Source organism: Pseudomonas sp. BW7P1 (genome assembly GCF_024981055.1).
Taxonomy (GTDB): domain Bacteria; phylum Pseudomonadota; class Gammaproteobacteria; order Pseudomonadales; family Pseudomonadaceae; genus Aquipseudomonas; species Aquipseudomonas bananamidigenes.
The window spans coordinates 3079784-3095836 of record NZ_CP103374.1 but is presented as its reverse complement, the minus strand read 5'-3'; the positions used below and the strand labels follow the sequence as shown (position 1 = coordinate 3095836).

Sequence of the window (16053 nt, the reverse complement as noted above, 5' to 3'; positions counted from 1 at the left end):
GACGGGCAAAAAAAGGGCGACCGCCTGGGTCGCCCTTTTCTATTGAGCACCAATCACTGGGTGGAAATTGCACCATCGACCAGCGTTTGCGCTTCGGCCACCAGTTGCTTGAGGTGGTCATCGCCAATGAAGCTTTCGGCGTAGATCTTGTAGATATCCTCGGTGCCCGAAGGACGTGCCGCGAACCAGCCATTTTCGGTCATGACCTTCAGACCGCCGATGGCCTGGTCGTTGCCCGGCGCCTTGCTGAGAATGCTCTGGATCTTCTCGCCCGCCAGTTCGGTCGAGGTCACTTGCTCCGGCGACAACTTGCTCAGCAGGGCTTTCTGCTCAGGGTTGGCCTTGGCATCGACACGTACCGAGAACGGTTCGCCCAGCTCTTCGGTCAGCGCACGGTAGGCCTGGCTTGGGTCGCGACCGGTGCGGGCGGTCATTTCAGCAGCAAGCAGGGCCGGGATCAAACCGTCCTTGTCGGTGCTCCAGACACCCCCGTCCTTGCGCAGGAACGATGCGCCGGCGCTTTCTTCGCCGCCGAAACCCAGCGAGCCGTCGAACAGCCCGTCGGCGAACCACTTGAAGCCGACCGGCACTTCGTACAGGTGACGGCCCAGACGCTTGGCTACGCGATCGATCAGACCGCTGCTGACCACGGTTTTACCCACGGCCGCATCGGCGCGCCATTGCGGACGGTTCTGGAACAGGTAGTCGATCGACACTGCCAGATAATTGTTCGGCGCCAACAGACCGCCGGACGGAGTGACGATGCCGTGACGGTCGTGGTCCGGATCGCAGGCGAACGCCACGTCGAACCGTTCCTTGAGGCCGATCAGGCCTTGCATGGCGTGGCTGGAGGATGGGTCCATGCGGATCTGGCCATCCCAGTCGACGGTCATGAAACGGAACGTCGAATCGACTTCCTTGTTCACCACCTCAAGGTCCAGACGATAGTGCTCGGCGATGGCCGACCAGTAGCGCACCCCTGCTCCACCCAGCGGATCGACGCCCAGACGCAGCCCGGCGCCACGGATGGCATCGAAATCGATAACGTTGATCAGGTCGGCGACATAGGTGTTCACGTAATCGTGACGATGGGTGGTTGGCGCCTTGAGCGCCTGCTCGTAACCGATGCGTTTCACACCTGCCAGCTTGTTGGCCAGCAGTTCGTTGGCCTTGGCTTCGATCCACTTGGTGATGTGGGTGTCGGCCGGACCGCCATTGGTAGGGTTGTATTTGAAACCGCCGCTTTGTGGCGGGTTGTGCGAAGGCGTGATGACGATACCGTCTGCGAGGCCGGTCGTGCGGCCACGGTTGTAGCAAAGAATGGCGTGGGACACGGCAGGCGTCGGCGTGTATTCGTCGCCTTCGGCGATCATGACCGTCACACCATTGGCGGCCAGCACTTCAAGCGCGCTCGCGCCCGCCGGAGTCGAGAGCGCATGAGTATCAATGCCGACGAACAATGGGCCGGTGATGCCTTGGGCTTCGCGGTACAGGCAGATCGCCTGGCTGATCGCAAGTACGTGCCACTCGTTGAAACTCAGATCGAAGGAGCTGCCACGATGCCCGGAGGTGCCAAATGCCACGCGCTGGGTGGAAATCGACGCGTCAGGCTGCCCGGTGTAATACGCCGTTACCAGTCGCGGGATGTCGACCAACAGTTCTGCCGGTGCCGGTTTGCCCGCAAAAGGACTGAGTGTCATGCAAAACCTCTGAAATAGAGTGGTTCAGGAAATTACAGCGGAGTTTACTGGCAGTTTGACCGTAGTGCGATGGGATCTATCCGGTACATCCCCGATGTTTTTTAACAGCTCAGTCCCCGGGGGCCAACCGCAATGCATCGCCGAGCAAATCCACGACGCCCGCCAGCTCGGGGCCACTGCTGCCGATGGCACTCAAACGCATATGCTGTGCGTGCATGCCCTGGGTACTGAACAATTCTCCCGGCGCGATCAGAACATGCTGCTTCAGCAGGCGCTGAAACACCGCCCCCATCGCTACCCGACGGGATGACTTTGCCCAGATCGTTGCGCCACCCTGCGGCTCGTCAAAATGCAACGCATCCCCCAGCCCCTCTCGCAGCAACTCGATCATCTGCGTACGGCGCTCCTTGAGCAGACGCTTGAGCACTGGCAGGTGCTGATCGACCCGACCACTTGCATACAGGCGGGCAATGGCTCTTTGACGAATCGGCGAAAGGCGGAACGAGCGCAGCAGAAAGTGCCGCTGCAGGTGATCACGCCACTGGCGAGCGAGCACGAAACCGTAAGGCGCCTCCACACCGATCACCTTTTCGAACGTGGAGAACACCAGCAGCCTATCGGGATCCAGCAGTTCCCGTAGCGGTCGCCGCTCACTGTCATCCGTCAACTCGCTGTAGCTGTCGTTTTCCAGCACCCAGATGCCCTGTCGTCTGAGCAGACTGGCGACAACCTCAAGGTTCTCCTGTGGGGCCAGGCTGCCATTGGGCATGTTCAATTGCGACGACAGCAGGACCAGCCGCACCGGCTCGGTTTCGAGCATCCACGCCAGTTGCTCGGGATCGATCACTCCACCGGGTTGCAGGGGCAACTCGATGATCCGCACTTCCGCCGACTGAAGCAGGCGCAATATCGCCCAGTCGCAGGGCGACTCCACCACTACGGTAGCGTGGCGCAGTTCGAGTACGGCAATCAGGATTTCCAGAACACTTCGCGTATCGGCGCCAATGTAGACATCTTCGGCGTGCCAGCAGTGGGTGGGCGACGAGGTATAACGTGCGGCGAGCAACGTGCGCAGCTCCAGTTCGCCACACGGCTGAGCCAGCACCTGAGGCTGTCGGGGGTACTGACGCATCAGCTCCCTTTCGAGCATCAGCAACGGACCGTCCAGCGGTTGCACCGCAGCCGGGTCGTCGGCGCTCAAAACGCGCATCCCGGAATACCTGGCGTTGACATAGACGGTTTCCAGCAGATCACTTCCCTGATCGGGCGGTTTGATCGCGGCCGCTGCCCGTGCGAAATAGCCTGACTTGGCCACGGAATAGACCCGACCTTCCTTTTCCAGCAGAGCATAGGCGTACTGAATGGTTGAAATCGACACGCCCAGACGCTCGGCCAGTTGCCGCAGGGAAGGCAACCGGAAGTCACTTGTGCCGCCAGGTTCGTCAATCAACTGGGTGAGGTATCGATAGACGGCCTGATAGGCGAAGTCGGATTCACGTGCGGCATTCATGAGCAGGCGTACGCCGACATGTTTTCGTCCCTGGACGACAGTCTCACACTCAACCTTCCGCAGAGCGGTCGCCCACGGCAACCATGTCGTCGTTGAATTCGGATGCCTGCGCGACCGGCTTCTCCCTGGAAATGGAGTCCATGGCATATAGCCGGCTGATCAGATGCACCGGCAACCCACTGACTTCTGTCATCCATTGCAGCACTTGGTCCGGGGCATGCAGCCCCTGCATGGCGCGGTGCAGATCCGGCATGGCGATCAACATGCCTGGATGGCAGGTCCGCAGAAAACGTTCAAGACCGGCACCGCCTTCGATGAAGGGCGTGAACAACAGGCACACCAGTTGTAACTCACTGAGCCCGAAGCTCTTTTGCAGTGTGGCCAGCGCCAGCGACCTGTGCTCCGTCAGATCGGACAGATTGCCGAACGATGCCAGGAACCGTTCGCACACCGCCTCTGAAACGCTCTTGCCGCGCATCGCAGCCAGGCGACGCTGCAAGTAATCCGAAACACCGGCCTCGTATGAGCGCCCATCGACATGACAGGCGTGCAGTCCATTGAAGCAGGCTTCGACGATAGGGTCTCTCGACTCGACATCACCCGTCTCGATCTGCAGTTCATCGGCCTGAAAACCGAGAAAATCGCTGAGCAGTGGCCATCGTTCCTCCATCTTGCCCGCCACGATATCGTCGATGCCGATGTAACAAGTACGCCGACAGGCCTCGAACTGACCTGACGGGCGCCAGGGTTGCAGATCACCCTCCGGATAAAGCTCCCGATAGTAATCGCCGCCCATGCCATCGAGCAGACCGAACAATTCGTCGAAGCCGTTGGCCCGTTTCGGCAACGCGCCCAGGCCTGCCTTGCGGGCTGCGCGATCCAGACCGTGCAGAAATGACTCCTGGCTGCGAGCGGAGTCGCTGCCGACCAGCGCGTCGACGCCATTGTTCCAGCGAGCGACCTGGCCGAGAAACTCTGCTGTTGCCAGGTAAGTGTCATCCCATAGCGCCAGGTCTTCACCCTGCCCCCGGCGATGGCCGAGCATCAACAAATTGATGCAGTTTGCCTCACGGCCTGCTTCCGAGTCCGGCGCCTGGTGATTGAAGGGCAGAACTTCTCGATGGTCGACCATGAGCAGTTCGACCCTGGGGTCGTCATAAAGAAACAGCGCACTGAAGCTGCGATGCATGTTGTGCAACGCCGCCGGCGGCAGGGTTCCACTTCGCAGCGTCGCAACCCGCAGTTGAAAGGTCCCGGGAGCACGACCGGCAATGCTCAGTTGTGCCGCGCGCAAAAGGGCCAGGTTGTAACAGCACTCCCGGGTGCCGGATTGAGTCACCATCACCTTGAATTCGCCGAGACGATCCATGCCGCCGGCAGCTACCGCCAATCGCTGAATCAGCAGCTGCAATGCCGTGCGTTCCGCACGGGAAAAGAAACTCAGCAATCGTTGCAATACTTGTTGGTAAACATAGTTCATTGCCTGATCATGGATCGTGCTCATCAGTACTTCACCCGATATCAAAGGTTATACATTGCGCCGCCATAAACATCAGACAGGCAATCATTCTTCATTAATTAATAGACGCTGAAATGCTAACACTTAAGGTTTTGTAGTTATTTGAAACAGTTGTGCTCAAAACATCACAAGCCTTCGGCAGGCGTGGCGCAAAGGCCAGCATTTACTGGGCCTCGCCGCTCGTTAAGTTTTCTGAGGAAAATTCTTACAACGACCTGCGCACCATTAGCACAAGAAAAAAAGAAGGTATTACATAACCGCCCTACAGCAATTAAACAGAATCCGGAACATCGCTCAACAACAGCAGTCCGGTATTGCACAGGGCAAATAGAATGCACCGACATCGCTCATTCCTTAAGATGAAAACAATCACTCAATTATCAGGGTCTGAAGGGCGATTAGAAGATACAGATCAAGAGTAAAAACCAGCTCAGTTACTGAACTCCCCAGGCATTGCACCCAGGGTTTCTCAAGGTCTGAAGGAAGAAACGCACAAGAGTCCGTGAGGTCACGGACTCTGATGGCAAAGGTCAGGCAGGTTCGACTTGCAGCGCAACGCGCTCACGACAAGGGCATTCGTCCATGTAACGGTGCGCCTCGACAAACTCGTTGAACGGGAAAACCCGGGTCTTGAGTGGCACCAGCACGCGGTCGGCGGTCAATTGGTTGATGTCACGCAGGGCACGTTGCAGGGCGACATGATCCTGGACGATCCCCAGTTCCGGTTTGCCGGTGAAATTGCCGATGCAGTGCACGAAGAACTGGATGTTCTTCTGGAACGCCGCGCAGGCCGGAAACGGTGTCTGGTTACCACCCTGCAGGCCATAAAGCACCAGGCTGCCGCGTGGCGCAAGCACATCGCCCAACAACGACATCTGCGGCCCGCCGAGACCGTCGAACACCACGTTGACACCACGGTTGTCGGTGATCTTGTTGATTCGCATCAACAGGTCTTCTTCTTCGGTAACGATGACTTTCTCGGCACCGAGGGACAGCAGGTATTCGCGTTCTTCCGCCGTTTTCGTGGCGGCAATCACGCGCACACCCAACGCCTTGCCCAGCTGGACAAACGACGGACCGGCGCAATGACTGGCGTCGGTGACCAGGGCAAACTGCCCGGGTTTGACTCGCGCCAGATCGACGTAACCGAAATAGGCGATCAGCAGCGGCGTGTAATGCACGCTGGCTTCGATCGGGGTCAGCACGTCCGGATAACGGGTAAGCGCGGTACGTGGCAGAACGATCAGTTCGCCGTAGACCGGATAATCGTTGGGACTCTCGGCCGGGAAGCTGGCCACCTTGTCACCGACGTTCAGGTCTTCGACACCGTCGCCAATGGCTGTGACCACACCCGCCATTTCATGGCCCAGCCCGGACGGCAGGCGGGCCTGGGACGAAGCCAGGTTCTGGCGCCAGAGTGTGTCGTACCAACTGATGCCGATCGCCTCGACACGCACCTGCACTTCGCCAGGACCTGGCTGAGCGGCCGCATGCTCTTCGCATTTGAGCACCTCGGCCGGACCAAACTTGTGAAAACGGATCGTGCGGGACATCGCAAACCTCGTCAAAGTAACCTCTAATGCCCTGAACTCTATCTGGGCTTTCCGGCCAAGACCATCAGTGGCCATTAATAGTCGACATGCCTGTCATTGATTCCGCAGTATGGCCAGCATTGTGAAAATCCATGAAAAAACCGGCTCTGCCTGCTCAGTAAAGCTGAATTACCCGGTGCAGACTACCAGCCTTTCCCCGTAATATTCATGCCGGCCATTGTTCTCATATGGCTGCCCTCGTCAAGCTTGATGACTCTGCCAGGACTCCAGATGAATCGTAATGACCTGCGTCGTGTCGACCTGAACCTGTTGATCGTATTCGAAACCCTGATGCACGAACGCAGCGTGACCCGCGCGGCGGAAAAGCTGTTTCTCGGCCAGCCGGCGATCAGTGCGGCGCTCTCGCGCCTGCGTGGTCTGTTCGATGATCCGCTGTTTGTGCGCACCGGGCGCAGCATGGAACCCTCCGCCCGGGCGGTGGAAATCTTCGCCCTGCTCTCTCCGGCGCTGGATTCGATTTCAACGGCGGTCAGCCGTGCGGCTGAATTCGACCCTGCCACCAGTACATCGGTGTTTCGCATCGGTTTGTCGGACGACGTCGAATTCGCGCTGCTGCCCATGCTGCTCAAACGCCTGCGCGCCGAGGCCCCGGGCATCGTGCTGGTGGTGCGCCGCGTCAACTACATTCTGATGCCCGGTCTGCTCGCCTCCGGCGAAATTTCCATCGGCGTCAGCTACACCACCGACCTGCCGGCCAACGCCAAGCGCAAGGTCTTGCGCCGCAGCCAGCCCAAACTGCTGCGCGCCGACACCGTACCCGGCCCGCTGAGCCTGGACGACTACTGCGCACGCCCCCATGCGCTGGTGTCGTTCGCCGGCGACCTCAGTGGCTTCATCGATGAAGAACTGGAAAAACTCGGACGCAAGCGCCACGTCGTACTGGCCGTGCCGCAGTTCAACGGCTTGAGCACATTGCTGGCCGGCACCGACATCGTCGCCACCGTTCCGGATTACACGGCGGATGCGCTGACGGCGGCGGGCGGGGTCCGGGCGGAAGACCCACCGCTGCCGACGCGCACGTTCGAACTGCACATGGCCTGGCGTGGATCGCAGGATAACGATCCGGGGGAGCGCTGGTTAAGGTCGCGGATTCAGATGTTCTTTGGGGATCCGGATAGTCTGTAAGCCAATTTCAACTCCATCGCCGCCTCTTGTATTTCGCTCATTTACGAGTTGTCTGATCGAGGCAAAGGGCGTCGTCTCTCCGGCGGCGCCCCATCGACAAGTTCCTTACCTTGTTCAAATGACTGCTCCATGCAAGCTCATTGGGCGTGCTTGTGCAGCTGCTACTCGCTCATCCGCGCTTCGCAGCGAGGTTTATATAAGCCCTTGGCTTTACCTCTTATCGATAGCCTAACCGAGTGAGTACAGCACCACCTTGCCGGACAAATGTGTGCAAATATGAAAAATATGATGGCACAATGCCTCGGCAACCGGCAAAATCCACACTTTTCCAACGGATTTGAAGGATCGGTTCCGATGACATGGCCAGTCACGCTGAGACTCGACAGCGCAGCCTACCCGCTCAGCGTGGTGCAACGTGCCGTTTATTCCCTGGCCGACACTGTCACGATCCAGGTCGGTATTGAGGCCAATCAGATAAGTCTCACCGCTCACCCCACTGAAACAAGGCTAACGTTTTCCCCGGAGCAGGCTCACTCGCTGATCCTTCAGCAACTGAACGACTTCGCCCTACGCGACCATATCAACCGAGAAACAGTAGGGTTGCGCGAAGTCCTGGCCCGAGCTGCGCTCGCTGGATGTGGGATTTCCCAGTGACCATTATTGCGACAGACGCCATGCACTACCGCTTGCTGCCTTTTCGATTAATGCGCATGAACACGGGACATGATCGAGACATCCTGCTCACCTCCGATACCGGTGAGTACATGCACGTGAACGACGCGCAATTACGAGCCCTCAGTTACTTCGATGCCCAAACAGGTACGCCTTTTTACAAGGACCTACTGGCCCGCCACTTCATCTACGAACCAGACCGCCACGACCCGCTCCCGGAAATGGCCGCGCAGTATCGCAGTCGCAAAGACTTCCTTTTCCAAGGCCCTGCACTGCACTTGTTCGTGGTTACATTGCGCTGCAACCACACCTGCCAGTACTGCCAGGTGTCGCGGGCTCCTCTGGGAGGATCCGGCCACGACCTGACGGAAGCGGATGCACAGGCAGCGGTCGATCGCATGTTCGAATCGAACGCTCCTGCCCTGACTGTGGAGTTTCAAGGTGGCGAGCCGCTTCTGGCCTTCGAGCGCGTCCGCCAGATTGTCGAATGGGTCGTTGAGCGAAACGTGGTCGAACAACGGGATATCCAGTTCGTCATCACCACCACGCTGCACCATCTGACGGAAGAAATACTCGACTTCGCAGAACAAAATCGCATCCAGTTTTCCACCTCGCTCGATGGGCCGGCCCCCTTGCACAATGCCAACCGCCCCACCCCCTCACGAGATTCCTACGAGCGCACTGTAAAAGGCATCCGGTGGGTCCGTGAGCGTCTTGGCCATGATGCGGTTTCCGCGCTGACCACACTGACATCAAGAAGCCTCGAACAGCCTGAAGCGATCATCGACGAGTATGTAAGCCAGGGTTTTTCCAGCATCTCACTTCGGCCACTGAGCCCTTATGGTTTCGCCACCAAGAGTGCCCATCGCCTTGATTACCCGATTGAGCGCTACCTGGCCTTCTACCAGAAAGCACTGGCCTATTTGTTGGAGATCAATCAGCAAGGCGTATACCTCTCGGAGAGTTACACGAGCCTGCTGCTGAAGAATATCCTGACGCCCTTCTCCTCTGGCTACGTGGACTTGCGCTCCCCCACCGGCGCGGGTACCGCAGCGCTGGTTTACAACTATGACGGTTATGTCTATCCCTCTGACGAAGCCCGGATGTTGTTGGAAATGGGCGAAGACGGTTTGAGGCTTGGTACCGTCCGGCAACCCTTACCTGAGCTGCTGACATCGCCCGTCATGGATGCATTGCTTGCCAGTGGTATTGCGGAAGCACTGCCCGGCTGCTCGGACTGCGCGCTGGTCCCCTACTGCGGTGCAGACCCTATCGAACACTATGCTCGCCAGGGAGATCCGATCGGACACCGAATATTCAGCAACTTCTGCAAGAAGAACATGGGGCTGCTGAAGCATTTGTTCGGTTTGCTTCGCGACGGCGACGACAATGTACAGAGAGTGCTGCTGTCCTGGTTGAACAGACGCTCCTACAGCGATGTTCGTTTTCCGGGTTACAGGACCTGATAGCGATGCTACGCAAAGATACCCATTTCGAAATCCTTCACCTGCACGAGCCAAAACTGCTCAAGGTCATCACTCTGAATGAGTTCATCGAACAAGGCTTGGCTGTTTGTGCCGGTAACGCCGAGTTCGGTGACCTATTGCTTTGGCTGCCAAATGATGAACTGCAACGGAATCCTCACATGCTTTCGTTGCCATTGGGTGGATTTCTGACCCCAGAGCCATTGATAGGCGAATTCGACAGCGAACTTCTACATCTGCACACCCCCAAAGATGCGGAAGTTGTACAGCCCGGTGATGTTATCGCCATCACACCGGGCAACACTTTGGTAAGAGTGCTTTATCGACGTGGCTCAGACAGCAACCTGTTGTTCATGACAGATCGTTGCAACAGCCTTTGCCTGATGTGCTCGCAGCCGCCCAAAGATATCGATGACCATTGGCACATTGAGGAGAACCTACGGCTAATCGACCTGATGGACCCGGGCGAGGAAAATCTGGGAATCAGCGGCGGAGAACCAACGCTTTATCGCGACGGCCTGCTCGAAATCCTGGCCAAGTGCAAAGCCGTTTTGCCGCAGAAATCCATTCATGTGCTCAGCAACGGGCGTCTGTTCCAGGACCCGAGTTGGATCGCAGCGCTCTCTGCCATCGGTCACCCTCAGTTGAGCTGGGGTATCCCGCTGTATGCCGACAATGCCAAAGACCATGACCATGTGGTGCAGGCTCCCGGCGCGTTCAGCGAAACCCTGGAAGGGGTTTACAACCTGGCGCGCGCCAACCAGATCATCGAGATACGCGTGGTGCTCAATCGCCTGACCACGCCACGCTTGCCGGAGCTCGCCCACTACGTGTTCAGGAACCTACCCTTCGTGCGGCATGTTGCGCTGATGGGTATCGAAAGTACCGGCTTGGCTAGGAAGAACTACGAAGAACTGTGGATTGACCCGCTGGACTATCAGGACTCGCTGAGCGAAGCCGTGTATTTCTTGTTCAACCGCGGAGTACCGGTCTCAATCTACAACTTGCCCCTGTGCCTGATCCCAGCCCACCTCTCGCGTTTCGCCCGCCAGAGCATCTCGGACTGGAAGAACCTGTTCATCGATACCTGCCAGCAATGCTCTGCCGTCAAACATTGCTCTGGCTTCTTCAAATCCCACACCGACCGCTGGCAAAGCCGCGGCATACAACGACTATCGCCTGAGGCCTTTAGCGCCTACGCAAGGAGTGCACAGTGAAATTGCTTGATCGCTGGAAAGTCATGATCAGTGGAATCACCCTTCTGCCAATTGCAGGAACTACCCTGGCACAGGCAGGCCATATGCCGCTCGCCGATACAAGCTGGCAACCTAGCGACAAGCTTCAGCCTCCGGTGTTTACCGATACGCTCAATGCGCCAGACGCCGTGAACATCTACGCGGCACATCGCTCGCACAGCTCACATCGATCCCACAGCTCACACAGTTCTCACTACAGCGGCTCGGGTGGGTATAGCGCACCTCGCTACTACAGCCCACCCGCTACCAGCACTCGGAGTTACAGTACGCCGAGTACTTCGAGCAGCACCTCAAGCAGCAACAGCCTTTATCAGTCGTCTGGCACTACCAGCGGGACAAGTTCGAGCACTTCAAAGAGTCGCGCAACCAATGAGCAGAAAAGCAACTTGGTCACCCGTGTGCAGACCGCGCTGATGGTGCGCCAGTATTACCAGGGCACCATTGATGGGGTTATGGGCAAGGCAACTCGTGGTGCACTGATGGCCTTTCAGGCAGATAGTGGGCTGACCGTGCATGGTCGGATGGATACCCCATCGCTGAATGCTTTGGGGATCAAGATTCCATAATCGCTTCAGGTTAAAGCTGCGCTTACTGATGAGCAATACGTACGGATAAAGAAATGGCAAGGATTGATCTGAAAGTCCCCTTCTCAGAAAAAGATGTAGCGAAATCACTCGGTGCCAGATGGGACCCAAGCCTGAAGACTTGGTACATCCCGGAAGGTGTCGACATCGCCCCCTTGGCTCAATGGCTGCCCGTAACAGCGCATGCAGACCTGGAGCACGGACCTGAATTTAGTGTAAGAGCACCCTATTACTACGTCATAGAGTCCGTGTCCGCCTGCTGGGGCTGCTCTAATTTGACTCGCGTGTTCTCGTTCAAGCTGCCCGAGCAACACGAAGAGTTCGATTACTACGAGGATGAGGATGAAGATTTTGCGCTCACAAGCAACCTCGACGAATGGAAGTGTCATGGGTATCGCGGGACGGTCTCCAACGTCGCCAGCCTCTCTCCCTTGGTCACGAAGCAGATCCAGCACTTCACCAACGAATTCAAGCAGGCCTACAGTAAAACGGTAGGCAGCCGTTACCTGATGAATCACTGCGAAAACTGCGGAGCCAAGCTCGGCGATTTTTTCATGCACAGCGAACCTGATGGAGCTTTCCTCCCAACCTCACCACAAGAAGCTCAGCGGATGACTCTCATCAGAATCAACGAGCGGTTCGACGCCAACTGCAGCGTCGGCTTTGCATCCGAAGATTTTTCCGACTGGATGCGGGTTCGCGAACAACCCTAATTACCCTATCCAATCCCGGACTGCCCGAGGACCTCACGCGCCACAGGTCCCCACCTGTGGGGTATTGAGTAAAATCAGTAGAAGGCGCTGCATTACTGTAAGGGGGCCGGCGCCCCCCCCTGCGAGTTCGGCAACGACTTCACGTCGCTGGATCACTGCCCCCCGAGCCCCTTTATCCACTTCCAGAAGCTAGAGAAGTTCACGAAAGAGATCGCAAGTGGGCTGAGTACTATAAGCGCTGTGTACAGCGGGTGCTCTTTCATTGCCTCAAAAATTACAACCGGATGCACACCGTGCCGATCTCGCCAGGTCGACGCAGTTTTCAGCGATTTATCATGCGTTCGCTCAAAAAAATTCGCAAAGAGGTCCAGTTTCCTTAGGGTCGATTGGTGCATTTTGATGTATTCGGCATTGACGAACGCCTCTGCTTCTTCCGCTCCGGGGAGAGCGTCCTGGTCACTGGCGTCATTGAGTTCCGCTAGGGCCATTATGCGACCCTTTCGCCCCCTTGAATCGTTGTGCGGTGCATAATTCCTGCTGTACAGGGCAACGAGCTCACGCGCTAAATCTATTTTTTTGTCATCCTGCAACTCGAAAGGCTTGCCGCCGAGCACTCGAAATCTGTGCTCCAAAGCAAAAAAACCAAAATTCTCATCACGCATGTTCCAGTGAAGAAACCGGCAGTCTTTGTGCCGTTCAAGCCACTGAAAATACCCCTTGAGCATAGCCTTCTCGAACTTGTCCAGCTCGGCCTGCATGTTATTGAGCTGTTTCGCCAGCTCCGCCTCCTTGTGGATCGACCAAGATTTAGTTTGGCCTGACTTCAGATTCCGCGTAGCGATGGAGGTAACTCGCTTCGATTCACCGGTGGCGTTATCGTAAAAAGACTCACATGAGTAATGGATTACATATACCCGATTTGAGTCCTGGTAGAGGTTTTCAATCAACGCCCTACTCCTTCTCCGCTCCTTGACCCGATCCAGCTCCGCGCCCACGCTGCTCCCCTCTACCAACTATTTGTGATGGCAAAGTGTGCTCTTTATCCGGAACGCTTGCTAGGTATCAGCTTTGGAACCAGTAGCACCTGGCCAAGCTGGTGCTTCGGCACCCTGGTGACTGATCAGTAACCCGCCGCTATGATTGCCGGCTATTTGCCACGAAAGTATCGCGGCGCCGATCAAGAGGGACAGTGATGGCGGGTCTGTGGGAACCAATGTCAGGGGCGTTTTGGAGCACACCACCTGCTGTGCCGAACGAGGGATGGCCGCTGTGGGGTGTCATTATCACCACGTTGGTAGTAACGTTTGCGGCTGTGGCAGTGTTGAAGTGCATCGCGCATAGAATCAAGCCAAAGGGTTGGCATTTGCGCGAGCATCTCGGGCAAATCGGCGGGGCCCTGACGCTTACTTATCTAGTCATAGTGGCCGTTGTGATTTGGGGGCGCGTCGACACCCTGATGACCATGCCGTTGAATGAGGTGGGCGACTTCTTGGCCGGTGTGTTTGGGCCTGTTGCGTTCCTCTGGTTGGTGTTCGGCTTCATCCAACAGGGTGATGAACTAAGACAGGGTACCGAAGCGTTGAAGATGCAGAGCGTCGAGCTACAGCAAAGCACTCAGGCACTGAACATGCAGGCGGCCGAGCTCAAAAAGTCCGTCGAGCAGCAGTCAATAATGGCTGATGCGGCTTTGCAGCAAATCGAAGCGCAAAAGAGTGCACTGGAGCTCCAACAAAAGGAGAGGGAACGGACACTGATAGCGAACTTTTCCCTTACGACGACAGTCAGCGGCTCTGGTTCGCAGCCAGGGACCTCTATGAACAAGGTTCGCATGCGCAATGACGGTAACACCGCTTTCAATGTGACCCTCACTTTCAGTCCGCGTTTTTTGAATGTTGGAGAGGTAGCCATCGGCCAAATGAATCGCCAAGCTGATATAGAGTTTGAACTTACCAGAGGGGCGGCATTTAATCCGGAAGAGGGAACCGTGCAGTTAGGCTACGAAGATGTCGAAGGGACAACTAGAAACGAAAGTTTCACTTATAAAGTTGTTAGTGGTCGTGCCCAGTTCAAAAAAATTCGCGCTAGATCGTGACAACATCGGGGGCTAAATCGCCCCCGCTCCCGTAATACCTCTAGTCATTTGCCACGCTTCCCGCCCTTGCCAGCCCCACCCTTTGGACGCTTGCCGCGGTTGGCCTGTCGGAACCATTCAACCGTTTTGACGAAGTTCACTGACCTAGTTGTCGTGCAGCATCTCCAGCGTTCTTGAGGAGCATTGGCCGGGTAGATGAGCTCCAAACCGTCCCCCCCATAGTGGATGGACGCACACTGATAGCCAGCCAGTGCCATACTGGAAGCTTTGAGAAATAGCTCTTCGTATCGCTCCCGCACTAGATACGAGCGGGGGCAAAAGTGGGGGCATAGACGGAGTATTTCGGCCTAGAAACACTGGTCTAGAGGCGAGTCAAAATGTTTTTGGGGGATCCGAACAGTCCCTGAGAAGCCTTTCCGAAACCGCTTTACTATCGGTAGCAAAGCGGTTCAAGAACTCAAACAGAAGCTCCGGATCGAGCCACCCGATAGACCGACAGGCAGTAAATCAACAACGCCGACGCCGCCAACATACCGCCCACCACCCCGACATAAGCAAAACCAAACTGGCTCCCCACCCAACTCCCCATCAGCGCCCCGCCGCCAATGCCGATGTTGTAGATCCCCGAAAACAGCGCCATTGCCACATCAGTGGCGTCAGGTGCCAGCACCAGCACCCGGGATTGCAACGCAAGGCCGAACGCCATGATCGCCATTCCCCAGAACACGCTCAGCGCACACAGGTACGAGACGCTGCCGTTCAGAGGCAGCAGCAACGCCAGGCACAGCGCGAGCAGCGATACGGCAACGATCAGAAAACGCGACGGGCTGTAGCGATGCAGCCAGCTGAACAAAGCAGATCCGAAAATACCCGCACCGCCGAAGATCAGCAGGATGAGCGTCACCGTCTCGCCGCTCATGCCTGCCACGACCTGAATGAAAGGCTCGACATAGCTGTAAGCCGTGAAATGCGCGGTCACGACCATGGCGGTCAGGATGTAGATCGCCACCAGCGCCGGCCGCTTCAACAACATGGGCAGACTTCTGAGTGAGCCGGAATTCTGGCTGGGCAACAGCGGCAAGACTCTGGCCAGCCAGAGCACCAGCGTGGCGGCCAGCGCGGCGATTGCGATAAACGTCGTCCGCCAGCCCATGGCTTCGCCCAATAACCGACCGAGGGGAATACCAAGCACCATTGCCAGAGACGTCCCGGTTGCCAACAACCCGAGAGCCTGCACCTGCTTGCCCGGCGGCGCCAGGCGTACTGCCAGCGAGGCGGTAATGGACCAGAACAATGCGTGCGACAACGCCACACCGATCCGGCTCAGCAACAGGACTGCGAAACTTGTCGCCAGACTCGACAGGACATGGCTGACAATGAACATGCCGAAGAGGACGAGCAACAACTTGCGCCGTTCGACGTTGCGCGTCAGCAGCATGATGGGCAGCGACGTCAGCGACACCACCCAGGCATAGATGGTCAGCATCAGCCCGACCTGCGCCGACGTCATGTCGAAACTGCCGCCGATCGAACTCAACAGGCCGACAGGTACGAATTCGGTGGTGTTGAAGACGAATGCAGCCAGTGCCAGCGCGATGACCGAGTACCAGTTGCCGCTGGTTGTAGCCGTAGAGTCGTTCATTTACAGGTCGTTCCAACTGTCCGTTTTGCGCACACCTTGTGCCGGAAAACTTCAGACGACAGGTGGTTCGATGGCGACTCTACTATAAAGAAGCAGGATCGGCTTACTCGCTACATGGCTTCACGCTTTGAAGCCCTCTTCAG

At 57.1% G+C, this 16053-nt stretch carries 13 protein-coding genes; 7 read left to right on the top strand and 6 right to left on the bottom strand.

Going from position 1 to position 16053, the window contains the following annotated elements:
- Positions 1 to 53: 53 nt before the first annotated feature.
- The 4 genes from pgm to NWV16_RS13800 form a co-directional block, all read right to left on the bottom strand.
- Positions 54 to 1700, bottom strand: a complete 1647-nt coding sequence (gene pgm, locus NWV16_RS13815) for a phosphoglucomutase (alpha-D-glucose-1,6-bisphosphate-dependent) (protein WP_260519483.1) — start codon at positions 1698 to 1700, stop codon at positions 54 to 56.
- A 109-nt stretch (positions 1701 to 1809) separates the two neighbouring features.
- Complete coding sequence (locus tag NWV16_RS13810; RefSeq protein WP_260519482.1) at positions 1810 to 3210, bottom strand: PLP-dependent aminotransferase family protein; 1401 nt, start codon at positions 3208 to 3210, stop codon at positions 1810 to 1812.
- Positions 3211 to 3259: 49 nt separating this feature from the next.
- On the bottom strand, positions 3260 to 4714 hold the full coding sequence (locus NWV16_RS13805) for a hypothetical protein (RefSeq protein ID WP_260519481.1): 1455 nt from the start codon (positions 4712 to 4714) through the stop codon (positions 3260 to 3262).
- Positions 4715 to 5259: 545 nt separating this feature from the next.
- Entirely contained in the window at positions 5260 to 6282 is a 1023-nt protein-coding gene (locus NWV16_RS13800; RefSeq protein ID WP_260519480.1) for a zinc-dependent alcohol dehydrogenase family protein, read from the bottom strand.
- A 270-nt stretch (positions 6283 to 6552) separates the two neighbouring features.
- Between NWV16_RS13800 and NWV16_RS13795 the strand changes: the two genes are divergently transcribed.
- From NWV16_RS13795 to NWV16_RS13770, 6 genes are all read left to right on the top strand, one after another.
- Entirely contained in the window at positions 6553 to 7467 is a 915-nt protein-coding gene (locus NWV16_RS13795; protein ID WP_260519479.1) for a LysR family transcriptional regulator, read from the top strand.
- 354 nt (positions 7468 to 7821) lie between these two features.
- On the top strand, positions 7822 to 8121 hold the full coding sequence (gene hxsD / locus NWV16_RS13790; RefSeq protein WP_312846931.1) for a His-Xaa-Ser system protein HxsD: 300 nt from the start codon (positions 7822 to 7824) through the stop codon (positions 8119 to 8121).
- Positions 8118 to 9605 carry a His-Xaa-Ser system radical SAM maturase HxsB gene (gene hxsB, locus NWV16_RS13785; protein ID WP_260519477.1) on the top strand — a complete coding sequence of 496 codons (1488 nt, stop codon included), beginning with the start codon at positions 8118 to 8120 and terminating at the stop codon, positions 9603 to 9605. The genes hxsD and hxsB overlap by 4 nt, the downstream gene beginning before the upstream one ends.
- Positions 9605 to 10840, top strand: coding sequence for a His-Xaa-Ser system radical SAM maturase HxsC (hxsC, locus tag NWV16_RS13780; protein ID WP_260523523.1), 1236 nt, complete (start codon positions 9605 to 9607; stop codon positions 10838 to 10840). The genes hxsB and hxsC overlap by 1 nt, the downstream gene beginning before the upstream one ends.
- Positions 10837 to 11445 carry a His-Xaa-Ser repeat protein HxsA gene (gene hxsA, locus NWV16_RS13775; protein ID WP_260519476.1) on the top strand — a complete coding sequence of 203 codons (609 nt, stop codon included), beginning with the start codon at positions 10837 to 10839 and terminating at the stop codon, positions 11443 to 11445. The genes hxsC and hxsA overlap by 4 nt, the downstream gene beginning before the upstream one ends.
- A gap of 53 nt (positions 11446 to 11498) precedes the next feature.
- Positions 11499 to 12176, top strand: coding sequence for a DUF5710 domain-containing protein (locus tag NWV16_RS13770; RefSeq protein WP_260519475.1), 678 nt, complete (start codon positions 11499 to 11501; stop codon positions 12174 to 12176).
- A gap of 152 nt (positions 12177 to 12328) precedes the next feature.
- Here NWV16_RS13770 and NWV16_RS13765 read toward each other — a convergent pair whose 3' ends face one another.
- Positions 12329 to 13123 (bottom strand): hypothetical protein, encoded by a 795-nt coding sequence (locus NWV16_RS13765; RefSeq protein WP_260519474.1) that lies wholly within the window; start codon positions 13121 to 13123, stop codon positions 12329 to 12331.
- 245 nt (positions 13124 to 13368) lie between these two features.
- Here NWV16_RS13765 and NWV16_RS13760 point away from each other — a divergent pair, with 245 nt between their 5' ends.
- Positions 13369 to 14268 (top strand): hypothetical protein, encoded by a 900-nt coding sequence (locus tag NWV16_RS13760; protein ID WP_260519473.1) that lies wholly within the window; start codon positions 13369 to 13371, stop codon positions 14266 to 14268.
- A 457-nt stretch (positions 14269 to 14725) separates the two neighbouring features.
- On the opposite strand, the gene NWV16_RS13755 is transcribed toward NWV16_RS13760, so the two are convergent.
- A complete protein-coding gene (locus NWV16_RS13755) occupies positions 14726 to 15910 on the bottom strand; it encodes a sugar transporter (RefSeq protein WP_260519472.1) in 1185 nt (394 codons plus the stop codon).
- Between the last annotated feature and the right edge of the window lie 143 nt (positions 15911 to 16053).

Bases quoted from the DNA above. Each gene is read 5' to 3' on its own strand.
- pgm (WP_260519483.1), bottom strand. From the start codon at position 1,700: ATGACACTCAGTCCTTTTGCGGGCAAACCGGCACCGGCAGAACTGTTG.
- NWV16_RS13810 (WP_260519482.1), bottom strand. From the start codon at position 3,210: ATGAATGCCGCACGTGAATCCGACTTCGCCTATCAGGCCGTCTATCGA.
- NWV16_RS13805 (WP_260519481.1), bottom strand. From the start codon at position 4,714: ATGAGCACGATCCATGATCAGGCAATGAACTATGTTTACCAACAAGTA.
- NWV16_RS13800 (WP_260519480.1), bottom strand. From the start codon at position 6,282: ATGTCCCGCACGATCCGTTTTCACAAGTTTGGTCCGGCCGAGGTGCTC.
- NWV16_RS13795 (WP_260519479.1), top strand. From the start codon at position 6,553: ATGAATCGTAATGACCTGCGTCGTGTCGACCTGAACCTGTTGATCGTA.
- hxsD (WP_312846931.1), top strand. From the start codon at position 7,822: ATGACATGGCCAGTCACGCTGAGACTCGACAGCGCAGCCTACCCGCTC.
- NWV16_RS13770 (WP_260519475.1), top strand. From the start codon at position 11,499: ATGGCAAGGATTGATCTGAAAGTCCCCTTCTCAGAAAAAGATGTAGCG.
- NWV16_RS13760 (WP_260519473.1), top strand. From the start codon at position 13,369: ATGGCGGGTCTGTGGGAACCAATGTCAGGGGCGTTTTGGAGCACACCA.
- NWV16_RS13755 (WP_260519472.1), bottom strand. From the start codon at position 15,910: ATGAACGACTCTACGGCTACAACCAGCGGCAACTGGTACTCGGTCATC.